The following is a 20,062-nucleotide window of genomic DNA, read 5'->3' on the forward strand; positions in this document are numbered from 1 at the left end:
ATGATACCGGTGTCAAAAGAGAAAAATTGCGCTATTATCTCGACTATAAAATGTAAAAGTAGAACATTGACAGCGTTGTCATTTTAACTTAGTGTTATTTTACTTCGTGTTTTTAGTTGCTGTCTTTATTCTAAATTAATAAAAAGATAGTTTTAAATCAGTTTGTTGCAAGTTTTTAGGGGATTATGTTTATGAGCAGCCGTTCGCAATTAGCTAGTTGGCAAGCACTGTCAGAAAGTGCAAAGAAGATGAAACAAATTCATCTTAAAAATTTATTTGCCGAAGATAGTGCGCGTTTCGAACAATTCTCTACTCAAATCCCAGGCGTATTATTTGATTATTCAAAGCAACATATTGATAAAACGGTTTTTGAGCAGCTCATTTCATTAGCCAAAGAGTGCAATGTGAGTGCATGGCGTGAAAAAATGTTCAGTGGTGAAAAAATTAATATCACTGAAGATCGTGCCGTACTTCATACCGCTCTTCGTAATCGTGCAAACACGGCTATTGTGGTTGATGGTGAGAATGTGACCGATGCAGTCAACGCAGAACTGGCTAAAATGAAGACCTTTGTAAATAAGGTGCGCAGCGGTGAGTGGCGTGGTTACACTGGCAAAGCAGTGAAAGATGTTGTCGCTATTGGTGTCGGGGGTTCTAACTTAGGACCGCAAATGGCAACTGAAGCATTGGCCGCTTACGCTGACGATACGTTAAACGTGCATTATGTATCGAATGTTGATGGTGTACAGATTGCATCTGTTTTAAAAGAATTAGACGCAGAAACCACGCTTTTTGTGATTTCTTCGAAAACATTTACAACGTCTGAAACGATGACGAATGCTAAAACGGCTGTTGAGTGGTTTTTACAAGCGGCAGAGGCACAAGCGCATATCGCTAAGCACTTTGTAGCAGTCAGCACAAATTTAGAAAAAACAGCTGCATTTGGTATTGCTGATGAAAACGTATTCACAATGTGGGATTGGGTCGGTGGTCGCTTTTCTTTATGGAGTGCGATAGGATTACCAATCGCGTTGTACCTAGGCTTCGACGCGTTTGAAGCGATATTAGAAGGTGCGTTTGAAGTTGATGAGCATTTTAAAAATGCTGACTTTGAAACTAATATTCCTTTATTAATGGCACTTTTAAGTGTGTGGAATACAAGCTTTCTAGGTCATACGTCGCACGCTATTTTACCGTATGATCAAGCACTGCATATGCTACCTGCGTACTTACAGCAAGGTGAAATGGAAAGTAACGGTAAGCATGTTAACTTTGCAGGCGACACTGTACCGTATACAACCGTTCCAATCATTTGGGGTATGACAGGTATTAATGGCCAGCACGCATTTTACCAATGTTTACACCAAGGTAATGTGATTGTGCCAGCTGACTTTATTGCGTCAATTGAGCCGCAAGTGAATGTTGGCAAACACCATGATATTTTATTATCAAACTTCTTTGCACAAACAGAAGCCATGATGGCCGGTGTCGATGCAGAGCAAGTAACAGCAGATTTGACCGCGAAAGGTAAATCTGAAGCCGAAATTGCAGAATTACTGAATCATAAGATTCATCAAGGCAATCGCCCAACAACGTCAATGCTACTAGACAAAGTAGATGCAAAAACAGTGGGTCGTTTAATTGCGCTTTATGAGCATAAGATTTTCTGCCAAGGCATTATTTTAGAAATTTGTTCATTTGACCAATGGGGCGTTGAACTAGGTAAAGGACTTGCCTCTAAAATTGAAGCTGAATTATGTGATGACTCAGTGAGCCATCCTCATGACAGCTCAACCAACGGATTGATCGCTTACTACAAAACACATCGTAAGCAGTAACAGATTCGCAGCATTGCTGCAAAAAAAATACCTTTGAACGGGTAGCGCTGGAGTTCTTAGGGCCTGTATTTTTGTGAGAGGATTTACAGAGCCCCTAAGACTCATTTACTTCAGCACACTATAAGAATAATGAGTAAGCTACTTACAAAAAAATTCAACAGGCTTTGTTAAGGGAACCTGCTAACACGGCCAAATCATCCGTATAACAATACGCACTGCCATACAACATGAAGTGAACTAAATGGCATTGCCAATGTAGAGAGTGATATATGCTAAATCCATTTGATATCGTAATTTTTGGGGGCGGTGGTGATCTTGCGTTACGCAAATTACTTCCTGCCATGTATCGCGCTTATCAAGAGGGCAACCTTCCTCAAGGTTCACGTATCCTTCCTACCGTACGTGAGCAAAGCAAATGTGAAGAATACATAGAAACTGCGCACAAAGCATTACAAGACTTCTTAGGAAAAGGCGAGTTTAACGCAAAAGACTGGAAAGCCTTTTCAGCATATTTAGTACCCGTTGTCTCTAATGTGACAGAAGCCGATGATGACTGGGATAAATTAAGAGATATTTTAGATGAACACGATACCGACAAGTCTCGTGTTTTTTATCTTTCGCTTCCTCCTGCCGTGTACGGTAGTTGTTGTGAAATTTTATCTAAAAAAGGGCTTATCACGGAAACTTCACGTGTTGTTGTAGAAAAGCCAATTGGTTATTGCGGTGCGTCTGCAGAAGAAATTAATGCCAAAATCGCTGAGTATTTTACTGAAGAGCAAATTTTCCGTATCGATCATTATTTAGGTAAAGAAACCGTACAAAACTTAATGGCGCTGCGTTTTTCAAATTCATTATTTGAAAATATGTGGGATGCAAAGTCTATCGACAATATTCAAATTAGCTTATCTGAAACTGTGGGTCTTGAAAGCCGAGCTGGTTTTTATGATAAAGCAGGTGCTTTGCGTGACATGGTACAAAACCACTTGTTGCAGTTACTTTGCTTAGTGGCGATGGAGTCACCAAATAAATTAACAGCGAATAGCATTCGTACTGAAAAATTAAAAGTACTTGAATCACTGCGTCCATTGGTTGCAGAAGATGTTGATGCAAATATTGTTCGAGGACAATATGTACCAGGTAACCTTGACGGTAAAATCGTCCCTGGTTATTTAGAAGAGTTAAACGAAGGGGCAAGTAAAACAGAAACTTTCGTTGCTATTCGTGCACACATTGACAACTGGCGTTGGGCGGGTGTGCCATTTTATCTTCGTACAGGTAAACGCATGAAGAAGCGTTGTGCTGAAATTGTCGTTGAATACAAAAAAGTATCGCACAATGTGTACAGCGATAAAGTCGGAAATATTGAGCCGAACCGCTTAGTGATCCGACTACAACCTGAAGAAACAATTCAGTTAACCTTGATGTCGAAGCGTCTTGATAACCTTGAAATGCAATTAGAGCCAGTGACAATGAACATTGAATTATCACAAGCTTACAGCAATGGTTTCCATTCTGATGCCTATAAACGTTTAATGTTAGATGCAGCAGCAAATAATCCATCACTTTTCATCCATCGTGATGAAGTTCGTCAAGCGTGGAAATGGATTGATCCAATTATCGAACGCTGGCAAGAAAAAGGGGCACCATCGTTATACCGTGCAGGTAGCTGGGGCCCAGAAGATGCAGATGAGCTACTCGAAGAAAATAACCATGTATGGTTTAACACTGGCGACAAGGCATAATTAAGATGGCTACAATTGTTGAAAAATTCTTTGCAAGCAAAGACGAATTAACAGCTGAGCTTTCAGCAAGTTTAGAGCAACGTTTAGTTGCAGGCATTAAAGATGATGGCCGTGCTGTATTAATGGTATCGGGTGGTTCTTCACCTGCACCTGCGTATAAGCATTTATCTAACCTTGATCTTGATTGGCAAAATATTGATGTTGCAATGGTCGATGAGCGCTGGGTTGATGCCTCACATGACAAAAGTAACGAAGCATTTATCAACAGCACCTTATTGCAAAACAAAGGCGCAGCCGCTAATTTCATTACAATGAAAAATGATGCGTTAACAGCACATAATGGCGTTACTCAATGTGAAGCTGCTTATCAGACATTAAAGCGCCCATTTGATGTAACCATTTTGGGAATGGGGCCTGATGGCCATACTGCATCGTTGTTTCCACACGCTGATGGATTAGAGCATGGGCTTGCCACTGATGATTTGGTGTGTGCAATAAATGCGATTGAAAGTGATGTGACAGGTAAAATTACTGAAAGAATGACATTAACGCTTGCAGCGATTGCTCATTCAAAAGTGGTTAAGCTATTGATCAGTGGTGAAGAAAAACTGGCTGTATACAAACAAGCGAAAGAGGGTGGTGATGTTGCAGACATGCCACTTAGAGCAGTTCTTAACCATCCAACAATTAATATTGAAGTTTATTGGGCACCTTAGTTTCTAATCAACATCTCTGTATTTAAAGCGAGCTTAGGCTTAATGCCAGTCAGTTAAGCAGTTTTTTGAATAAATATGTGAATATTATTCAGTTAAAGCTGCTTAAAGCAGGTGGGGACAAAATTAGCTAAAGACCATATAGCAAAAGGGCTTCAGTAAGATTTTTATAAATCATCGCTGTAACCCTTTATTTTATTGGTTTTTCCTTAACTGATCTGCATTAAGCTTAGGCTCGCTTTTTTGTTTCAATAACAAAATATAAAAACGATAGACATCGTAAGAATGACTCGTTATACTTAAAAATGACAACGCTGTCATTGATATTGATTTTTATTATCATAACCCTTGACTCTTTCTGCCCTGAAAAAAGTTAACATTTCTTTTCCAGTGACAGTGCTGTTCCAAAATAGTACGTTTTTTTAATTCTAACATATTGTAAAAACAGTGGTTTATTATAACTTTTTGTTATGGTTAATAAGTGGTCACTGGCAAGTTAAGCTTACAAAAAAGTCCAAAAAATGATGTCAATTTCACAAAGTTATCATTTGTGACTTGTCATCAGCCTCATTACTCATGTTATATTTGCGCCGTTTAAATGTAACAATTCTTAAATATCTAATAATTAATTTTCTTCTATATCAATAACTTTGTTTATTTGTTGCCAATTTTTTGCACAAATTCACCAAAAAGATGTAGCACAAATGTAATTTAGAGTGTATGGTTTGTTACTAGATGACAGCGTTGTCATCATCACTGGGCAGAAGTGATATAAAAACCAACAAAATGATTCAAGGGGAATCCTGTGTTAGCTAAAAATTTTAAGAAAAGCTTATTAGCAGTTAATATCGGTCTTGTAATGAGTGCCGGGTTCACTGGTGCTGCATATGCAGCTGATGAAACAAAAGTTCAAGAAGACGTTGAAGTTATTGAAGTACGTGGTATTCGTCGTTCACTTGAAGCGTCAATGAATACTAAGCGCTTTGCTGACAGCGTTGTCGATGCTGTGTCAGCAGAAGACATCGGTAAATTTCCAGATGGTGACGTGGGTGAAGCATTAGGCCGTATTTCGGGTGTTGCCGTAAACCGTCAATTCGGTCAAGGTCAGCAAGTTTCTATTCGTGGTGCGTCTAGTCAATTAACACGTACACTTTTAAACGGTCAAACTGTTGCATCGACAGGTTGGTATGATCAGCAATCAATCGACCGTAGCTTTAACTACACACTTTTACCACCAGAATTAGTTGGTGAAATTCAAGTGTATAAATCATCTCAAGCAGACATTGTTGAAGGTGGTGTTGGTGGTACAGTAATTGTTAATACTCGTAAACCGCTTGACCTTGATGCTGGTACAACTTTCTTAAGTGCGAAAGCAGATTACGGCACAATCTCTGAAGAAACAGATCCACAAGTTTCTGGCTTATTTAGCTGGAAAAATGATGAAGAAACATTTGGTCTATTAGGCTCAGTGTCTTGGGCTGAAACAAACTATCAACGTAACGGTATTGAGTCACTAATCGGTTGGGGTGATATTGTTCCTACAACGTTCCAACAAGAGCGTGAGCGTACTGCATTAAATGCAACTTTCCAGTACCGTCCTACAGAAAACCTAGAATTAGGTTTAAATATTATGAGCCTTGAGTTAGATGCAAACAACGCAAATACCTCAAACTTCGTAATGTTCCCAGACGATAAAGAAGCAGCATGTGAGCAAAAAAATGCATCAGGTACATGTACTTTCTATCGTCGTACAGGCGAAGGCGCTAACCCAGGTTGGGTTCAAACGTGGGCACGTATCGCTAGCATGACGTCTGATACAGCCGATTTCAGCCTTAAATATGAAGGTGAAAACTTTACGCTAAAAGGTCGCTTAGGTACAACTGAGTCTGAAGGTGGTACAGATCTTACTGCAAACTATGGTAACTTTATTGGTGTTCCATCTGATTATGCCGGTACATATGATGCAACGGGCGAAGTAATCAAAATTGATATTAATAACAAATACTTTGAAGCGTCAGACTTTGCTGGTCCATTATCGCCAGCTGGTTGGGCACTTAAAAAGCAACCTAACACAGATGAAGAAACTTACGCACAGTTCGACCTGTCTTTCCCTGTAGAGTTTGGTGCTATTACTGCGATTAAAACAGGTTTCCGCTGGGCTGACCACGAAGTTAAGCAAGAAACTTATTCAACAACGTTAGTTGATACATTACCAAGTGGTGATGGCGAGACATATTACTCTGGTACGATGTCATCAGGCGCTGGTTTTACTTTACCTGAACCAGACTTTGACAAAATGGTTGCAGATGCACGTGCAGCAATTTCAAGTTTTGATAATGATTCAGCAGTATACCGTTCAGGTTACGGCACTATCGAAGAAGAAAACTTTGCAGTTTACGCAATGGCTGAATTCTCTGCGGAATCTATTCGCGGTAACTTCGGTTTACGTTATATCTCGACAGATGCAGAATCAGATTATTATGGCTTTGCAAACGGTGAATACGAAAGCACTCTGAGCACAGATAAAGCAAGCTACAACGATATCTTACCTAGTATCAATATTGCATTCGATATTGCTGAAGATGTTATTTTACGTACTTCTGCTGCACAAGTTATTGCGCGTCCTAATTACACTGATATGTTCTCTGCATCATCATTTGCAGGTTACTCAGATGGCACAGCAAATAACGAAGTACTAACAAAAGGTAACGTTGGTCTTAATCCATTCAAAGCAACACAAGCAGATTTAGGTATCGAGTGGTACTTTGATGGCGACGGTATGGTAAGTGCAACTTACTTCTTTAAAGACATCACTTCATTCGTGACTTCAAGCCAAATCTTGAATCAACAAATTGGTGTTGTTGACCCAGATACTCAAGGCGACAACTGGACTTTATCAACTAAGCTAAATGCAAGTGGCGGTCAAATCGAAGGTATCGAGCTACAAATCCAAGATGGTTTCGACAGTGGCTTTGGTTACTCTGCAAACTATACATTTGTAGATGCACCATCAGAAGCTGAAAATTACCCTGATATGATTCCATTGTTCTCGGATTCGTCTAAGCACACAGTTAACTTAGTAGGTTACTATGAAACAGATACGTACTCAGCTCGTTTAGCTTATAACTGGCGTTCAGAGTATATGATCCGTGAGCTTCCTGGTTTCTACGGTAACCGTGAACACCAATCTTACGGTACACTTGATTTCAGTGCGAACTACAGTGTGACAGATAACATTGACGTAACGTTTGAAGCTGTTAACTTAACTGAAGAAGATAGCGTACAAATTGGTGTTGCGCCTTCAGATGCTGAAGTTGTTCCTGAGCTTCGTAATGGCTACCCAGCATGGAGCTTCGAAGGTGAAGCACGCTATAAGCTAGGTGTATCACTTCGTTTCTAATTTAAGTTAGGTAACGAAACTATAAAGCCCAGCGTGTTCTGGGCTTTTTTGTGTGTAAATGATAGCGAGTTAATAATGATTAAAAGAATCGCAATTGTCGGCGGGGGAACTGCAGGGTGGCTGGCAGCTAATCACTTGGGTCACGCTCTCGTTGGATCTGGTATCGAAATTACCCTAATTGAGTCACCCACAATTCCAACGATAGGTGTAGGTGAGGGCACGGTTCCTTCTATGCGCAATTCACTAAAAAAATTCGGTATAAGTGAAACTGACTTTATAAATGAATGCGATGTGACCTTTAAGCAGTCTATAAAGTTCGTGAATTGGCTCGATAAATCAAAACATGGCAGTAATTTTTATCATCACTTGTTTGATCACCCTCATGTATTCGGTGAGCAATTAACCGACGCATGGCTCAGACAAAGTAGTGATTCAGACTATGCTTCATTTGTTTCAAAGCAACATGCCTGTTGCGAGCATAACCTGGCACCAAAAACAATTGCCACGCCAGAATATGCAGGAGTTAATGGTTATGCTTATCACTTTGATGCGAAGAAGTTTGCTGCTTTTTTAGGGCGTCATGCGCAGAAACAATTTGCAGTTAAGCATCGTTATGCTGAAATTGAAGAAGTAATAACAGACCAAGATGGCTACATTACTCAGCTTATTGATACTGATGGAAACGCCACAGCGTTTGATTTTATTATTGATTGTTCAGGGTTTTCCGCGGCATTTATTGGTCAGAAGCTGGGCGTTGGGTATATCGATAAGTCAGACTACTTATTGACGGATACTGCAATTACGATTCAAGTTCCAACCAATCCTGAACAAGAAATCCCACCTTATACTATTGCCACTGCACACCAAGCCGGGTGGATTTGGGATATTGCTCTCACACAGCGAAGAGGGGTTGGCTTAGTCTATTCATCAAAGTACATGACGGAAGAACAGGCTTTAGTTAAGTTGCATCGCTATTTAGGTAATCAATTTACTCACCTTACTCCTCGTAAAATACCGATTAAAGTGGGACGGCGAGAAAAAATGTGGCATAAAAACTGTGTTGCTATTGGTTTGTCGCAAGGCTTTGTTGAGCCCCTAGAAGCCACGGCGATACTCATCGCTGACTTTTCTGCTAATTTACTATCAAAACGTTTTCCTCGGTGCAGAGCCGATATCGCTTTAATCGCAGATGACTATAATCGCCAAGTAAATTATGTATGGGAACAGACTTTTGATTTTATAAAAATGCACTACTGTGTCTCCGATCGTACTGATTCGGGTTTTTGGCGTGAAAACCGAAATAAAACACAGATATCAGATAAGCTTAAATATAATTTAGCGCGTTGGCAGCGGTTTGCACCGCAACGCGAAGATTTCGAAAGTAAGTTTGATCTGTTTGATCTTGAAAACTATTTATATGTGCTTTTCGGTATGAAATATTTGCCGACGCTAAACACAGGTCACTCTGAAAATAAGGCACATGAACAATTAACTCAGTTAAAGCAACAACGTGTTAATCAGCTACTAGCCGAGTTACCGACGCACCGGGCATTATTAGCCAAAATTAAAATGTTCGGCATGCAAAAATACTAATTTATATCAGGTACATATAACTGGCTGTTAATTTTATGAATTGATGGCCACCTCGGGTTTTAGTCAATTCTAAAAAAAGATGAAATACTTAATCGACAGTTCCCTATTGTGGGCTCATTTGTTGGTGCTTTAATGATGGCAGCGCTATGAAGTAAATTGCTTTTATAGATCACAACACGATTTTCTTTAGCTTCAATATTGACCACTTTTTCAAATAACTCTGTACTGGTATTTAAATAACCTTGATGCGTACTTTCATATTGCTGCATGTCATTGATCATTTCAAAAATTATCTCTTTATTATCGGAGCCCACTTTAATTACGTTTGCAGGTAAATACTTGTAAATACCAGTTCCTCCCCATTCTTTACCTGATAAGTAGTGCACCGCAGCGAATGTTTTGTCATCGGTTGAATCGATATGTGGCATACGTTGTAACGGCGAAAGCTCGTTTGGTTTTTGGGTCACGATAGAGAGTTTACACTTGTGTAAATAAAGGGAGTTTTCGCCACTGACTAATATGCCTTTATCAATTAACTCTGCCATTAATTGTTCAAAAACGCGATAATAAGGGGCGGGCATTTCATCACGCTTACCAGGGTATAATGTACCGTCGCTCCCTGGAGGTTGGAAATAGGCAACCTCTGATGCAAAGTGATAAACAGGTGCTAAGCTGGATAAAAAGTCATCAATAATGATTACATCTTCGTTGATTTCATTAATATGAATGACTTGTGTTTTATAGTGCTTATTTAATTGATAACTTTCCATTATAGGCTCAGTAAACATAGTATTATTTATTGAATATACTAACAAAAATAATTACTTAAGCGTGACAATATTTACTTCATTGATGCTGTTTTTTTAGTCAATTTAAAGTGTAAGTAAAAACAGCTCGGTTTGTTAATTAATAATGTACAAACTGCCACAAAATTTTCACTTCCTTTTTGTTGCCAAAACCTATAGGCTTTGGGCACTAACAGCAAAAAACATATTATAAAATTTAATGGAGCAGTATCATGGCGGAGCAACAAGTACAGCCTTTACATAACGAAAAACATGCCAACACTAAAATTCAAAACGGCATCAACATTGAGTTCATGAAAACTCAGCATTTAGTTCCTGTGGTTGCACACGAATTTGCACGTATCGCAAATGAATTCCCAATGGCATTTGTTAAAAACAACGAGTCAGGTCAATTTCAAGCCGTTGCGTTATTTGGTCTAGAGCCAGGTGAAAACCTTTTCATTCAAGACGACAAGTGGACAGCTGCATTTGCACCAATGGCAATGACTCGCTACCCACTGGGTCTTGTTAAGCACCCAGAAGCTGATCAATTTGGCATCGTTATCGACGAAGCAAGCCCTTTAGTTAGCGAAGAAACTGGTAATGCACTTTTCGAAAATGGTGAAGAAACTGAGTACCTTAAACGTCGTAAAGAAGCGCTTGTTTCTTTCATCGAGTTTTCTCAAGTAACTGAAGCATTCACTAAATACCTTGCAGATAAAGAACTACTTGTAGCACAAACGCTAACAGTAGAAATCAAAGGTGAGAAGAAAGACATTAACGGTATCTACCTGGTTGATGAGAAAAAACTTAACTCATTAAGCGATGAAGAGTTCTTAGACCTTCGTAAACGTGGTTACCTAGCACCTATCTACTCTTTCTTAACGTCTACTCATCAAGTAGCACGTTTAGCGCGTTTAAAAGCGGCTAAAGCTTAATTTTAAACAGCAAACAGAAAAGCGCCGTTAGGCGCTTTTTTTGTTTCTTTCGTCGGTTAAAGCTTGAAAAACAGTCGTAAATTATTCACATTGGGCTTACAAACTACACTCAATTTAAGTGCCCACTATGCTAAGAACATTACTCACTTCAATCGTTGCATTCAGTGCGTTAACGACAAGCACGTTTGCTTACTCAGCAGAGCAACCATTCGCTATTGCCATTCATGGTGGAGCGGGAACCATCGAGAAAAGCCGTTTTACCCCAGAGCAAGAAAAAGCCTACCGTGCAAAATTAAAAGAGGCGGTTGAAACAGGCTATTCTGTGTTAGAAAAAGGCGGAGAAAGCTTAGATGCCATCACTGCGGCAATCAATGTACTTGAGAATTCACCTTATTTTAATGCAGGGCGTGGTGCGGTATATACCTACGACGGGACACACGAATTAGATGCGTCAATTATGGATGGCCGTTCTCGTCAAGCCGGTGCCGTGTCAGGTGTAAAGCATATTGAAAATCCCATTAATCTAGCGCGTTTAGTGATGGAAAAATCGGTGCATGTGATGTTAAGTGGCCAAGGAGCCGAAGAGTTTGCAAAAACTCAGGGCATGCCATTGGTTGAAAATAATTTATTTGATACCGAAAACCGATATGAAGCTTTACTAAAAGCCAAAGAAAAACTCGATAAAGAGAAAGTGACCAGCAAAGATTACCAAGCAGCACATAAAGCGTTACCTGTTAATTACAAAATGGGCACGGTTGGTGCCGTTGCACTAGATAAAAATGGCAACATTGCGGCAGGTACTTCAACGGGGGGAATGACAGCTAAACGCTTTGGACGCGTTGGTGATGCGCCTGTGATTGGTGCGGGCACCTTTGCCGAAAATGCATCGTGTGCTGTGTCGGCAACCGGCCATGGCGAGTACTTTATTCGCTACAACGTTGCCGCAGATATCTGCGCACGTGTGAAATACCAAGGTAAAACGATTGCTGAAGCGGGTAACGAAGTCATCCACGATGTATTAATGCCTGTTGGTGGCACTGGCGGTGTAATTATTATTGATACGAAAGGCAATATTAGTTTGCCGTTTAATACTGCTGGCATGTATCGCGCGAGTAAATCAAATACAACACCAACGTATGTTGCGATCTTCAACGATGAGTAACGAAGCTGGGCTGTTAAAAAAGAAATCGACGCGTTAATCTCTTCTGCAATGCTGCTTAACGATTAGATAAGCAATAAAAAACCGAGTTTTACTCGGTTTTTTATTGCTTGAGTTCTGCTTATTGGCGATTAATTTTCACGTTAAAGGGGGTTGCGTCTTGATTCGTCGAGCGATAAGGATTGATATCTAAACCACCTCGGCGTGTATAGCGAGCATACACTTCAAGCTCATCAATGTTTAAGTGCTGCATTAAGTCACAGTAAATACGCTCAACACATTGTTCGTGGAACTCATTGTGAGTTCTAAACGAAATCAAATACTTTAATAAGGCTTCGTGACTGATTGCTTGGCCTGTGTAACGAATGATCACGCTGGCCCAATCTGGCTGAGAGGTGATTAAACAGTTCGACTTTAAAAGGTGGCTGTGTAAGGTTTCAGATACCTTTTCATCATGGCTATGGCAAAGTGATGTTGCATTAATGTCATAACTTGAGATTTCAATATCGAGATCATCAATACACTCACCCGGTAGCGCACTAAATGGTAAGCAATTATGATCATCTGCACGATACAAAGTAACGTTCACGTTTGCATTCACCGCCGCTGACAAATCGCGTGTAAGTGCTTGGTGCACTTCTTCAGTCGATGCAAAGCGAGTTTGGTTAAAACTATTCAAATAAAGCTTGAATGACTTTGATTCAATAATATGACTACTTTGGCAAGGAAACACGAATGTAGCGACAGCAACCATCGGCTTACCTTTACTATTTAGCCATGATAATTCATAGCCTGTCCAAATATCTTGGCCCTTAAAAGGTAAGTTATCTTCGCTCACACCGAGTGCATCGCGGTTTAGTTTACGGGCAATAGGAAACAACAAGCTAGGTGTATAGGTATCAACATAGTCCGTTGACTTACCAAGCACGCTGTTTTTTAGTTCGGGGGAGTTGCTGTAATCTGTCATCTTTACACTTTTGTGGTTACAATAACGGCATTATACCTAAAGCTAATGAGTTTCGCAGTATGTCTGTTTCTTCAAAACTGGATAAGTTACACCAAGCATTTAGTGAAAAATGCCTAGAGCGTACAGGAAAGCTTCCTGTCATTGAACATGACACCGCTTGGCCAAGTCCTTGTGAACACGGTGAAGTGGACGAGCAAGGTTTAATTCAATGGCGTGCCGTTGCGCAGCAGCCAGCAGGTTCTTTAGATGACCTAGCCAGTGCGCTTGAGCTTCGCTTCCCTGAAGGGTTAAATGCGTTATTTGGCCACCTTTATGCGGGCAACGTGCTGTTAAATATAAACGATCATCATATTGAGTTATTACAAGCATGGAATGAAGACGATTTTAGCCGCCTGCAACAAAATATTACCGGGCATGTGCTTATGAAACGTAAGTTAAAACAGCCTGAGACCGTATTTATTGGCCTCACAGAGCAAGATGATTTGCTGATTACGGTGTTAGTTGAAAACGGTCAGGTGTGTTTAGAATACGTGGGCAAAAAACCGCACCATGTACTTGCTAACAGCATTAGTGAGTTTTTAGATAAGGTAACGGTTTAATACCAACCTGCAATAATACTTAATCATTTTGAGGGATTAAACTTGTCGCTACCTGCGTTAAAAATGTCTGATTTATGACTGCATGGATGCAGAGCAACACCTAAATAACGACATTTTTGCCTTGTTATAAACGCGCTTTTATTGCCTCAAAATAGACCACTTAATTAAGCACAGTGGTATTAATTAAGCGCATTGCATTGGTATAGTTTAATAAACAAAAAGGGGCTGTGTGCCCCTTATGTTTACTGAAAATCCCACGATATATTCGATACAAGGCCACAGGGCTCACATCTAAAATCAAATAAGCCAAACCATGGCTCAGGCAGTTTCCAGTCACCATCACAGCTTGGACAACGTCGTTTGAGTTCTGATTCTTTATCAATACCACCAACACGATATAAGTAATAGTAGACAGGTTTTTTAGTCAAATAACTTATTCGCTTAGTAATGTCTTTACCACGACGATACAAATCACTTTGTGTGCTCGCCATTTCCTCAAGGGCTGGAAACTCGCAACGCGTAGCGCCATTGATCTGGATTTGATCGCATGCTTGCCAGTCTTCTTGCCATTTGATCAGTGTTTTGTAATCACCATTAGCAATGGCTGGAATACGAAACAGGGGGACAGGCAAAAAGTCATCACCACAATAAAGTGGGCTGCAGGTATGCACATAAGTGGTGTATAAAATATAACACGATGGGTCCTGACACGCGTCAGCCCCATTTGAATGTATATCTTGGCCGATCACTTTCACTTTAGGCGCTAACAATCCCGCCGAGTGCAGTTGCTCTATGCTGTGTTTAACAAACGGGCTGTTGTTAAGCGGGTGCATCGCATCTTCGGTTGGGCACATAACACGCGTAATAAAATAGCCATCTTTTAAAACAGTGGGGAATTCATCACCGATTATTTGGCCATTAAATCGCAATGCATTCACAAGGCGGTTTATTGCCTGTTCAGCAAGCTCTAGGGTGGTATCTTGGTAGCAATCAAAAGTCAGATCGACAACAAACATTATTTTTTCTCAAGTAATGCTAATAACCTATCTAGTTTTGCTTCAATACGATCTAATTGACTTTCTTTTGGCGCACTAACATGTTCATTTGACGGGTTATTAATGAAATTTTTAATTGAATCCGGATTGTTTTTATACTGACTAACAGCTGCAATAATTACAGGCATTGGCATCGGTTGTGATAGTTTGCTTTTTGTTAGCGCAACTGTAGGGGTTTTACCTTCATCAAGAAGGGTTTTAATTGCATCAAATACAACGGCATTCATTTTTGTATAAACTCTTATTAAAGAATAAAAAGCACTGTAGCGTATGGGCTGCAATGCGCGCGTATGGTAGCAATAATAGAGGTGATGTGAAATTACTTTCCTTATCCATAACCCAAAATTGGTAGATTTTAGGTTATGGATAACTAATCGTGTGTTTATTGACGCAATCGGGCGTCTAATTCATCAATAACCTCACTCCACGCCCCATCTTCAGCTAAAGATTCTGCTAGAAAATGTTGCTGAGCTTCGTCCCAGAATGGAGCCTCCTGTAGTAGGGTGGTATCAGACAGCTGATGCGAGGCAATAAATGCATCGATTTCACTTTCTTTGCTGGGTAAACCTAATTGTGCAAATAAGGTCGAAATATCATGTTTTGTCGTATCCATAATTCTGCTCCTTGTGTATGGCGGTCTTTATTACTGCTCAACCATAATAATGATGAACAGCAGTTTAACTCACGCTGAATTTGTCTTTAATCGCGCTTGGGTATATACCTTATAGTCTAGTACTAAAAATAATAAAACACAGAAAAGGATGAGTATGACAACTGTTGCTGAACCCGAGACCTTACGTGTGCAATACCTAAGTGCTGAAGATATCAGCACGGCCGCTAGCCTTATTTACCAAGCCTATCATGATGACCCCGTACTTCAGAATGTGCTGGGCTACAAAGAAGATAATCCCAGTAAGTATGAAACCAAACTACGCGCTTTAGTACGTGAAGAGCTCGCGAGCTTTTGGCAAGAAAAACAACCTTTAATTGGTTTGTACTCGCAAAGCCGATTAAAAGCCATTGCATGCGTGTTTGATTCATCCAGTGAGTTACAAGCAGAGCGCTATTGGCACTGGCGTTTAAAGTTAATGCTTAGTGCAGGATATTTACAGACAAATCAACTTATTGAAAAAGAGCGCACAATTCGTGAAATGTTAGCTGAAAAAGGGCAGTATTTGTTTTTAGCATTTATCGCTGTAGACCCTCATTTTCAGGGGCAAGGTTTAGGGCGTTACTTACTTCGAGGACTAGATGATTTAGTAGACAGCCACCAACAAGTATCGGGTTTAGCCGTCTTTGTTACACGTGGTGAGCAGCGTGAATTCTTTAGTTCCGAAGGGTTCGAAGTCTTTAAAGCATTAAGCTTTAATCAGGTCGAAGGTGAGTTAATGTTCAAAGCGGCGAAAGAGTAATTGGGACGTTTTGGAAAGTAGCGTGTGCGATTTCTCTTACATTGCTGTGAGTATTATCACTTTAATACAGTTATTTTTGTACCTAAAATGACTTATTTAAATGATTTATAAGGATTTATTGTTTTTTGCAATTTTGTGACTTAAGAAAAATTACTTTTTATGCCTATCTACATCTCAGGAATTCTCTAAACTTAACCATGTCAAGAAGACACAGGTTCAATGAATGAACTTATGCCAAGGATTAGGATTATGGCACACCAAGCATGATGCTTAAGCAGGAAGCAAAAGGACAAGTTCTAAGGAAGGCAAGGACGAACAAGGACACTGCCAGGACGCAGTACAATTGCGGAGCAATTGAAAAGGATTGACCAAAGGATGATATTAGCAGGAAGCTAAAGGAGCGTTTGGAAACGTAGAGGATAGCCAGTGAAGGCAAGTGGACGACACTAGGATGTGTTAAATGTGACATGATGTTGCATGGTGGGTGTATCGGATGTATACCCGTTCAGGGGATAGATGAAAACGGCAGCTTCGGCAAAAGTACGGATACTTTATCATGGAAGTAGCAAGATTGGGGCGTGGCTTGAAGCTACGCCTTAGTTCTTTATGGGGTTGTATTTTTAGCTGAGCAACTTAGTATTGTTAACTCGCAACTCGCAACTCGCAACTCGCAACTCGCAACTCGCAACTTAGATCTTATGCGGTGGTATCACCACACTTTTCAGCATTTCATTTTCCATAAACAGCACACCTTGATAGACACTTTCCCCATCACTTGAGAATTCAAAAATAAACTCGCTTTTGATGCCGGGTTTGCCATTTTTTAGAATGCCAATACGTCGCTTATTACATGCAACACTCACCAATTGCACATTTAACTGTTCAATTTGCCTTTGTGCATGAAGATTGGCGGCCTCAGCTACTTTTCTGTTTAACCAAAAAAAGTAGATAATGCTGCCAATAATGATGAGTGTCCATAAACCTGCCATTTACGAAAATAACCTTCCTATTGCACGCGCGAGTGTTTCGCTGCGATTTTCTAAACGTAACAAACCTAATAAGTGAGGTCGAATAGTTGGAATTGCAACTAGGTCTGTGAAAATACTCACAAACAACTGTTCGATATCGGTGTGATGCGCACAACAATCCATAAACACATGTAGGCGCGCAGGATCTTCTAAGGTACTAAAGCAACGTCCGGCAATGGTTAAAAGCACATCTGAATGCGTGTTCATTTCAGAGTTCAATACGGCATCAACCAGTTGGGCTGTTAAACCTTGTGCTGATGCTTTTGATATACTGCGAAGTGCAGCGACGAGTGCTATCTCATCTTTTTGCTCTATGGCATTTAAGCCATAAGCTAAAAGTTGCTCCGCAAAAGCGGGAGGAATTGTAACGTGTTCAAGCATAGCGCTGAGTGGTTGTAACACTTCAACAGGTAGTTGCGGCCACGCTGATTGCAAGTTAGTTAGGTTTTTATCGTTGTCTAATCGCATTGCGAAATCAGCAATGCCTTGTACAGCAACACTTTGCCAATTTTCAAAACCTAGGGTGCCAGAAAAATAAAGTTGTGCATATTCATAATATTGCGATGCACTTTGTTTGAGTAAGCACTTAACTTGGGCATTAAATGCGGCCAATTTATTGGCGTTTGGTGTAAATACATACGGGTTATTGTCGAGCTTGCCTTCGGCATTTTCACCGGTAATTTCGGTACCTAATGCTTCGATGACCATGTTCGCAAAATGATCACGGCTAGCACTGACTAAACGGCTTTGTTCATCGAGTGGGAACTTCAAAAACCAGACATAAGGCTCTTTGGATGCTTTGACATCCCAAAACTGAATCGCAAGCCAAGCGTGACCAGCAAGAGGGTAAGGGTAAGGGATTTTAGTTTCTTCAATCGCAAGAAATTGTTTTTTGTCTAACTTAGTGATGTGTCTACCAATATCAAAAGCACGCCATGTAGTGCCCGCAGCATCAAGAAGTTGCCCTAAAGTAGCAATTTGCTCTGTCATAAAATCCCAATCGTCGTTTATAAATCGTTATAAGATGCGAATTATACGCCATACCATGGCGCCTTGGAACAGGGTATAATAAGTCCAAAGGTTTTAAGAGTTATATAATGTATCAACAGACTTTGGCGCTGCTGCGCGAATTACAAACGACACTCCAACGTCATGAACTATGGCAAACAGCTGCAATTGATCCTGCAGCATTAAATTCATCTGTTCCGTTTTGTCATGACACCATGGCGTTTGAGCAGTGGTTACAATTTGTATTTATTGAAAAAATGCAGGTGTTAATCACCAATAACCAGCCATTGCCTCGAAACTTTGCTATTGCGCCTATGGCTGAAATGATGCTGGCACAACATGCCGGTGGCCATGATGTTATTAGCGTTTTACTAAAGCTTGATCAGCATTTGAGTGATAACCAAGATGGATGAAATTGTTAAACCGCACTATGAAGAGTTAACGGTTTTATATCGCGACGAAAATTATATCGCAATAGACAAACCGTCTGGTTTACTGGTGCATCGCTCATTTTTAGATAAACACGAAACACAATTTGCCATGCAAATGCTACGTGATCAAATTGGTCAACATGTGTTTCCGGTGCACCGTTTAGATAGACCCACCTCAGGTGTTTTATTGTTTGCATTGAGCTCAGAAGCGGCTCGAGACATGAATCAATTGTTTATTGATGGGCAAATAGAAAAGCGTTACTTAGCCTTGGTTAGGGGCTTTTTAAATGAGTCAATCTTCCTTGATAAGCCTTTAAAAGAAGAACTCGATAAAATAGCCGATAAGTTTGCTGATCAAAATAAGGCTGCACAAGAGGCGCAAACTCACTTTAACTGCTTGCACCAAGCTGCTTTGCCGATCCCAATTGGTAAATACCCCACTGTGCGTTATTCGCTAGTGGAGTGTTTTCCTAAAACGGGGCGAAAGCACCAAATTAGACGGCATTTAAAACATTTATCGCTACCGATCATTGGTGATGTAAACCACGGTGATAACCAACATAACCAATTTTTTAGAGAGCACTTTCAGCTGCGTCGTCTGATGTTATTTGCGTCTGAGCTAAAGTTTGTGCACCCTTATAATAAACAAGTAATAACGATTAGAGCCCCCCTTGGAGAGGCGATGTTAACGATTTGCCAGCAACTAGGCTGGCCAACAGAAGAAAAGGATTATTATGGCAACCATTAGTATTTTTGTCGGCAGTGTGTACGGCGGTGCAGAGCGTTTAAGTGAGCAAGTAATTGAGGTGATTGAAAAGTCACCGCACCAAGCACAGCTTATTGAAAATGGCACAGTAGAAGACATGCTGGCTGCATCACATATATTGGTGATTACCTCGACCACAGGCCAAGGTGATATTCCTGATAATTTAGTGACATTGTACAGCCAATTAAATGATCAATTCCCCATGTTAACAGGCAAGCAGTATGGCATTATCGCTATGGGTGACCGCAGCTATGGTGATACATTTTGTGGGGCAGGGCGCAGTTTTGATGAACTATTTCGTGATTTACAGGCAAAGCCTGTTGGTCATCGCCTTGAAATTGATGCCTGTGAAGACTTTGAACCGTGGCCGGTAACTGAGCCATGGTTAAATGAATGGCTAACAAAAATTAGCTAATAGCTTATAGCCTATTCACACGTGCCGATTGGGGAAAGCAATTGGCACGGTCTGCGACTTTAAGTGCGCTCTTACTGTGCGATACATCATTCACCGCGAGACACCCCCTGTAGTCGGTTTAACGGTGATTTTTATGATTTAAAGATTTAAATATCGGAATAATCACACTTTGCAATTAATGCCTGCCTAAATCGCGTTTAATTCTAACTGAAA

19 protein-coding genes are annotated in these 20,062 nt (G+C 40.4%); 12 read left to right on the plus strand and 7 right to left on the minus strand.

Translation table 11 applies throughout. The features are described 5' to 3' along the window. Positions 1-191: 191 nt before the first annotated feature. The 5 genes from pgi (at position 192) to GZH31_RS05855 (ending at position 9,286) form a co-directional block, all read left to right on the plus strand. The gene (gene pgi / locus GZH31_RS05835; RefSeq protein WP_118844156.1) at positions 192-1,838 is read left to right on the plus strand and encodes a glucose-6-phosphate isomerase; all 1,647 of its coding nucleotides are present in this window, start codon (positions 192-194) and stop codon (positions 1,836-1,838) included. A gap of 269 nt (positions 1,839-2,107) precedes the next feature. Next, positions 2,108-3,580, plus strand: coding sequence for a glucose-6-phosphate dehydrogenase (zwf, locus tag GZH31_RS05840; RefSeq protein WP_036969609.1), 1,473 nt, complete (start codon positions 2,108-2,110; stop codon positions 3,578-3,580). A 5-nt stretch (positions 3,581-3,585) separates the two neighbouring features. Beyond that, the gene (gene pgl / locus GZH31_RS05845) at positions 3,586-4,296 is read left to right on the plus strand and encodes a 6-phosphogluconolactonase (protein ID WP_118844157.1); all 711 of its coding nucleotides are present in this window, start codon (positions 3,586-3,588) and stop codon (positions 4,294-4,296) included. Between the two features lie 856 nt (positions 4,297-5,152). Then, positions 5,153-7,693 carry a TonB-dependent receptor gene (locus tag GZH31_RS05850; RefSeq protein ID WP_180311623.1) on the plus strand — a complete coding sequence of 847 codons (2,541 nt, stop codon included), beginning with the start codon at positions 5,153-5,155 and terminating at the stop codon, positions 7,691-7,693. A 75-nt stretch (positions 7,694-7,768) separates the two neighbouring features. Then, on the plus strand, positions 7,769-9,286 hold the full coding sequence (locus GZH31_RS05855) for a tryptophan halogenase family protein (protein WP_306822759.1): 1,518 nt from the start codon (positions 7,769-7,771) through the stop codon (positions 9,284-9,286). Between the two features lie 59 nt (positions 9,287-9,345). Here the strand turns inward: GZH31_RS05855 and GZH31_RS05860 are convergent, their stop codons facing one another. Beyond that, positions 9,346-10,074, minus strand: a complete 729-nt coding sequence (locus GZH31_RS05860; protein ID WP_180311473.1) for a DUF6445 family protein — start codon at positions 10,072-10,074, stop codon at positions 9,346-9,348. Between the two features lie 230 nt (positions 10,075-10,304). Between GZH31_RS05860 and GZH31_RS05865 the strand changes: the two genes are divergently transcribed. Continuing rightward, complete coding sequence (locus GZH31_RS05865; protein ID WP_036969596.1) at positions 10,305-11,009, plus strand: SapC family protein; 705 nt, start codon at positions 10,305-10,307, stop codon at positions 11,007-11,009. Positions 11,010-11,136: 127 nt separating this feature from the next. After that, complete coding sequence (locus tag GZH31_RS05870; protein WP_180311474.1) at positions 11,137-12,171, plus strand: isoaspartyl peptidase/L-asparaginase family protein; 1,035 nt, start codon at positions 11,137-11,139, stop codon at positions 12,169-12,171. Between the two features lie 118 nt (positions 12,172-12,289). Here the strand turns inward: GZH31_RS05870 and queF are convergent, their stop codons facing one another. Beyond that, positions 12,290-13,135 carry an NADPH-dependent 7-cyano-7-deazaguanine reductase QueF gene (gene queF, locus GZH31_RS05875; RefSeq protein ID WP_180311475.1) on the minus strand — a complete coding sequence of 282 codons (846 nt, stop codon included), beginning with the start codon at positions 13,133-13,135 and terminating at the stop codon, positions 12,290-12,292. A 59-nt stretch (positions 13,136-13,194) separates the two neighbouring features. Between queF and syd the strand changes: the two genes are divergently transcribed. Next, entirely contained in the window at positions 13,195-13,734 is a 540-nt protein-coding gene (gene syd, locus GZH31_RS05880) for a SecY-interacting protein (protein WP_036969587.1), read from the plus strand. A gap of 242 nt (positions 13,735-13,976) precedes the next feature. Here the strand turns inward: syd and GZH31_RS05885 are convergent, their stop codons facing one another. The 3 genes from GZH31_RS05885 to GZH31_RS05895 form a co-directional block, all read right to left on the minus strand. Further along, positions 13,977-14,750 carry a Zn-ribbon-containing protein gene (locus GZH31_RS05885; RefSeq protein WP_036969585.1) on the minus strand — a complete coding sequence of 258 codons (774 nt, stop codon included), beginning with the start codon at positions 14,748-14,750 and terminating at the stop codon, positions 13,977-13,979. Continuing rightward, positions 14,750-15,016, minus strand: coding sequence for a hypothetical protein (locus GZH31_RS05890; protein ID WP_036969583.1), 267 nt, complete (start codon positions 15,014-15,016; stop codon positions 14,750-14,752). Before GZH31_RS05890 ends, GZH31_RS05885 begins: the two co-directional genes overlap by 1 nt. Before the next feature lie 155 nt (positions 15,017-15,171). Continuing rightward, positions 15,172-15,402, minus strand: coding sequence for a DUF2789 domain-containing protein (locus GZH31_RS05895; protein WP_036969581.1), 231 nt, complete (start codon positions 15,400-15,402; stop codon positions 15,172-15,174). A 148-nt stretch (positions 15,403-15,550) separates the two neighbouring features. Between GZH31_RS05895 and GZH31_RS05900 the strand changes: the two genes are divergently transcribed. Next, on the plus strand, positions 15,551-16,201 hold the full coding sequence (locus tag GZH31_RS05900) for a GNAT family N-acetyltransferase (protein ID WP_118844163.1): 651 nt from the start codon (positions 15,551-15,553) through the stop codon (positions 16,199-16,201). Positions 16,202-16,890: 689 nt separating this feature from the next. Here GZH31_RS05900 and GZH31_RS05905 read toward each other — a convergent pair. Next, positions 16,891-17,190 carry a DUF3301 domain-containing protein gene (locus tag GZH31_RS05905; RefSeq protein ID WP_036969572.1) on the minus strand — a complete coding sequence of 100 codons (300 nt, stop codon included), beginning with the start codon at positions 17,188-17,190 and terminating at the stop codon, positions 16,891-16,893. Continuing rightward, positions 17,191-18,219 (minus strand): DUF3549 family protein, encoded by a 1,029-nt coding sequence (locus GZH31_RS05910; protein ID WP_036969569.1) that lies wholly within the window; start codon positions 18,217-18,219, stop codon positions 17,191-17,193. Positions 18,220-18,326: 107 nt separating this feature from the next. On the opposite strand from GZH31_RS05910, the gene GZH31_RS05915 reads away from it, so the two are divergent. The 3 genes from GZH31_RS05915 to GZH31_RS05925 are packed head-to-tail and all read left to right on the plus strand — an operon-like array spanning position 18,327 to position 19,849. Next, entirely contained in the window at positions 18,327-18,650 is a 324-nt protein-coding gene (locus GZH31_RS05915; RefSeq protein WP_036969562.1) for a YqcC family protein, read from the plus strand. Beyond that, the gene (truC, locus tag GZH31_RS05920) at positions 18,643-19,416 is read left to right on the plus strand and encodes a tRNA pseudouridine(65) synthase TruC (RefSeq protein ID WP_036969558.1); all 774 of its coding nucleotides are present in this window, start codon (positions 18,643-18,645) and stop codon (positions 19,414-19,416) included. The genes GZH31_RS05915 and truC overlap by 8 nt, the downstream gene beginning before the upstream one ends. Continuing rightward, a complete protein-coding gene (locus GZH31_RS05925) occupies positions 19,403-19,849 on the plus strand; it encodes a flavodoxin (protein ID WP_036969555.1) in 447 nt (148 codons plus the stop codon). Before truC ends, GZH31_RS05925 begins: the two co-directional genes overlap by 14 nt. Positions 19,850-20,062 lie beyond the last annotated feature (213 nt).

Origin of the sequence: Pseudoalteromonas sp. JSTW, from assembly GCF_013423925.1 — a bacterium.
GTDB lineage: Bacteria > Pseudomonadota > Gammaproteobacteria > Enterobacterales > Alteromonadaceae > Pseudoalteromonas > Pseudoalteromonas lipolytica.

Bases quoted from the DNA above. Each gene is read 5' to 3' on its own strand.
- GZH31_RS05855 (WP_306822759.1), top strand. From the start codon at position 7,769: ATGATTAAAAGAATCGCAATTGTCGGCGGGGGAACTGCAGGGTGGCTG.
- GZH31_RS05870 (WP_180311474.1), top strand. From the start codon at position 11,137: ATGCTAAGAACATTACTCACTTCAATCGTTGCATTCAGTGCGTTAACG.
- GZH31_RS05915 (WP_036969562.1), top strand. From the start codon at position 18,327: ATGTATCAACAGACTTTGGCGCTGCTGCGCGAATTACAAACGACACTC.
- GZH31_RS05890 (WP_036969583.1), bottom strand. From the start codon at position 15,016: ATGAATGCCGTTGTATTTGATGCAATTAAAACCCTTCTTGATGAAGGT.
- pgi (WP_118844156.1), top strand. From the start codon at position 192: ATGAGCAGCCGTTCGCAATTAGCTAGTTGGCAAGCACTGTCAGAAAGT.
- syd (WP_036969587.1), top strand. From the start codon at position 13,195: ATGTCTGTTTCTTCAAAACTGGATAAGTTACACCAAGCATTTAGTGAA.
- GZH31_RS05885 (WP_036969585.1), bottom strand. From the start codon at position 14,750: ATGTTTGTTGTCGATCTGACTTTTGATTGCTACCAAGATACCACCCTA.
- GZH31_RS05850 (WP_180311623.1), top strand. From the start codon at position 5,153: ATGAGTGCCGGGTTCACTGGTGCTGCATATGCAGCTGATGAAACAAAA.
- GZH31_RS05910 (WP_036969569.1), bottom strand. From the start codon at position 18,219: ATGACAGAGCAAATTGCTACTTTAGGGCAACTTCTTGATGCTGCGGGC.
- zwf (WP_036969609.1), top strand. From the start codon at position 2,108: ATGCTAAATCCATTTGATATCGTAATTTTTGGGGGCGGTGGTGATCTT.
- truC (WP_036969558.1), top strand. From the start codon at position 18,643: ATGGATGAAATTGTTAAACCGCACTATGAAGAGTTAACGGTTTTATAT.
- GZH31_RS05895 (WP_036969581.1), bottom strand. From the start codon at position 15,402: ATGGATACGACAAAACATGATATTTCGACCTTATTTGCACAATTAGGT.
- queF (WP_180311475.1), bottom strand. From the start codon at position 13,135: ATGACAGATTACAGCAACTCCCCCGAACTAAAAAACAGCGTGCTTGGT.
- GZH31_RS05905 (WP_036969572.1), bottom strand. From the start codon at position 17,190: ATGGCAGGTTTATGGACACTCATCATTATTGGCAGCATTATCTACTTT.
- pgl (WP_118844157.1), top strand. From the start codon at position 3,586: ATGGCTACAATTGTTGAAAAATTCTTTGCAAGCAAAGACGAATTAACA.
- GZH31_RS05865 (WP_036969596.1), top strand. From the start codon at position 10,305: ATGGCGGAGCAACAAGTACAGCCTTTACATAACGAAAAACATGCCAAC.
- GZH31_RS05860 (WP_180311473.1), bottom strand. From the start codon at position 10,074: ATGTTTACTGAGCCTATAATGGAAAGTTATCAATTAAATAAGCACTAT.
- GZH31_RS05900 (WP_118844163.1), top strand. From the start codon at position 15,551: ATGAGTATGACAACTGTTGCTGAACCCGAGACCTTACGTGTGCAATAC.
- GZH31_RS05925 (WP_036969555.1), top strand. From the start codon at position 19,403: ATGGCAACCATTAGTATTTTTGTCGGCAGTGTGTACGGCGGTGCAGAG.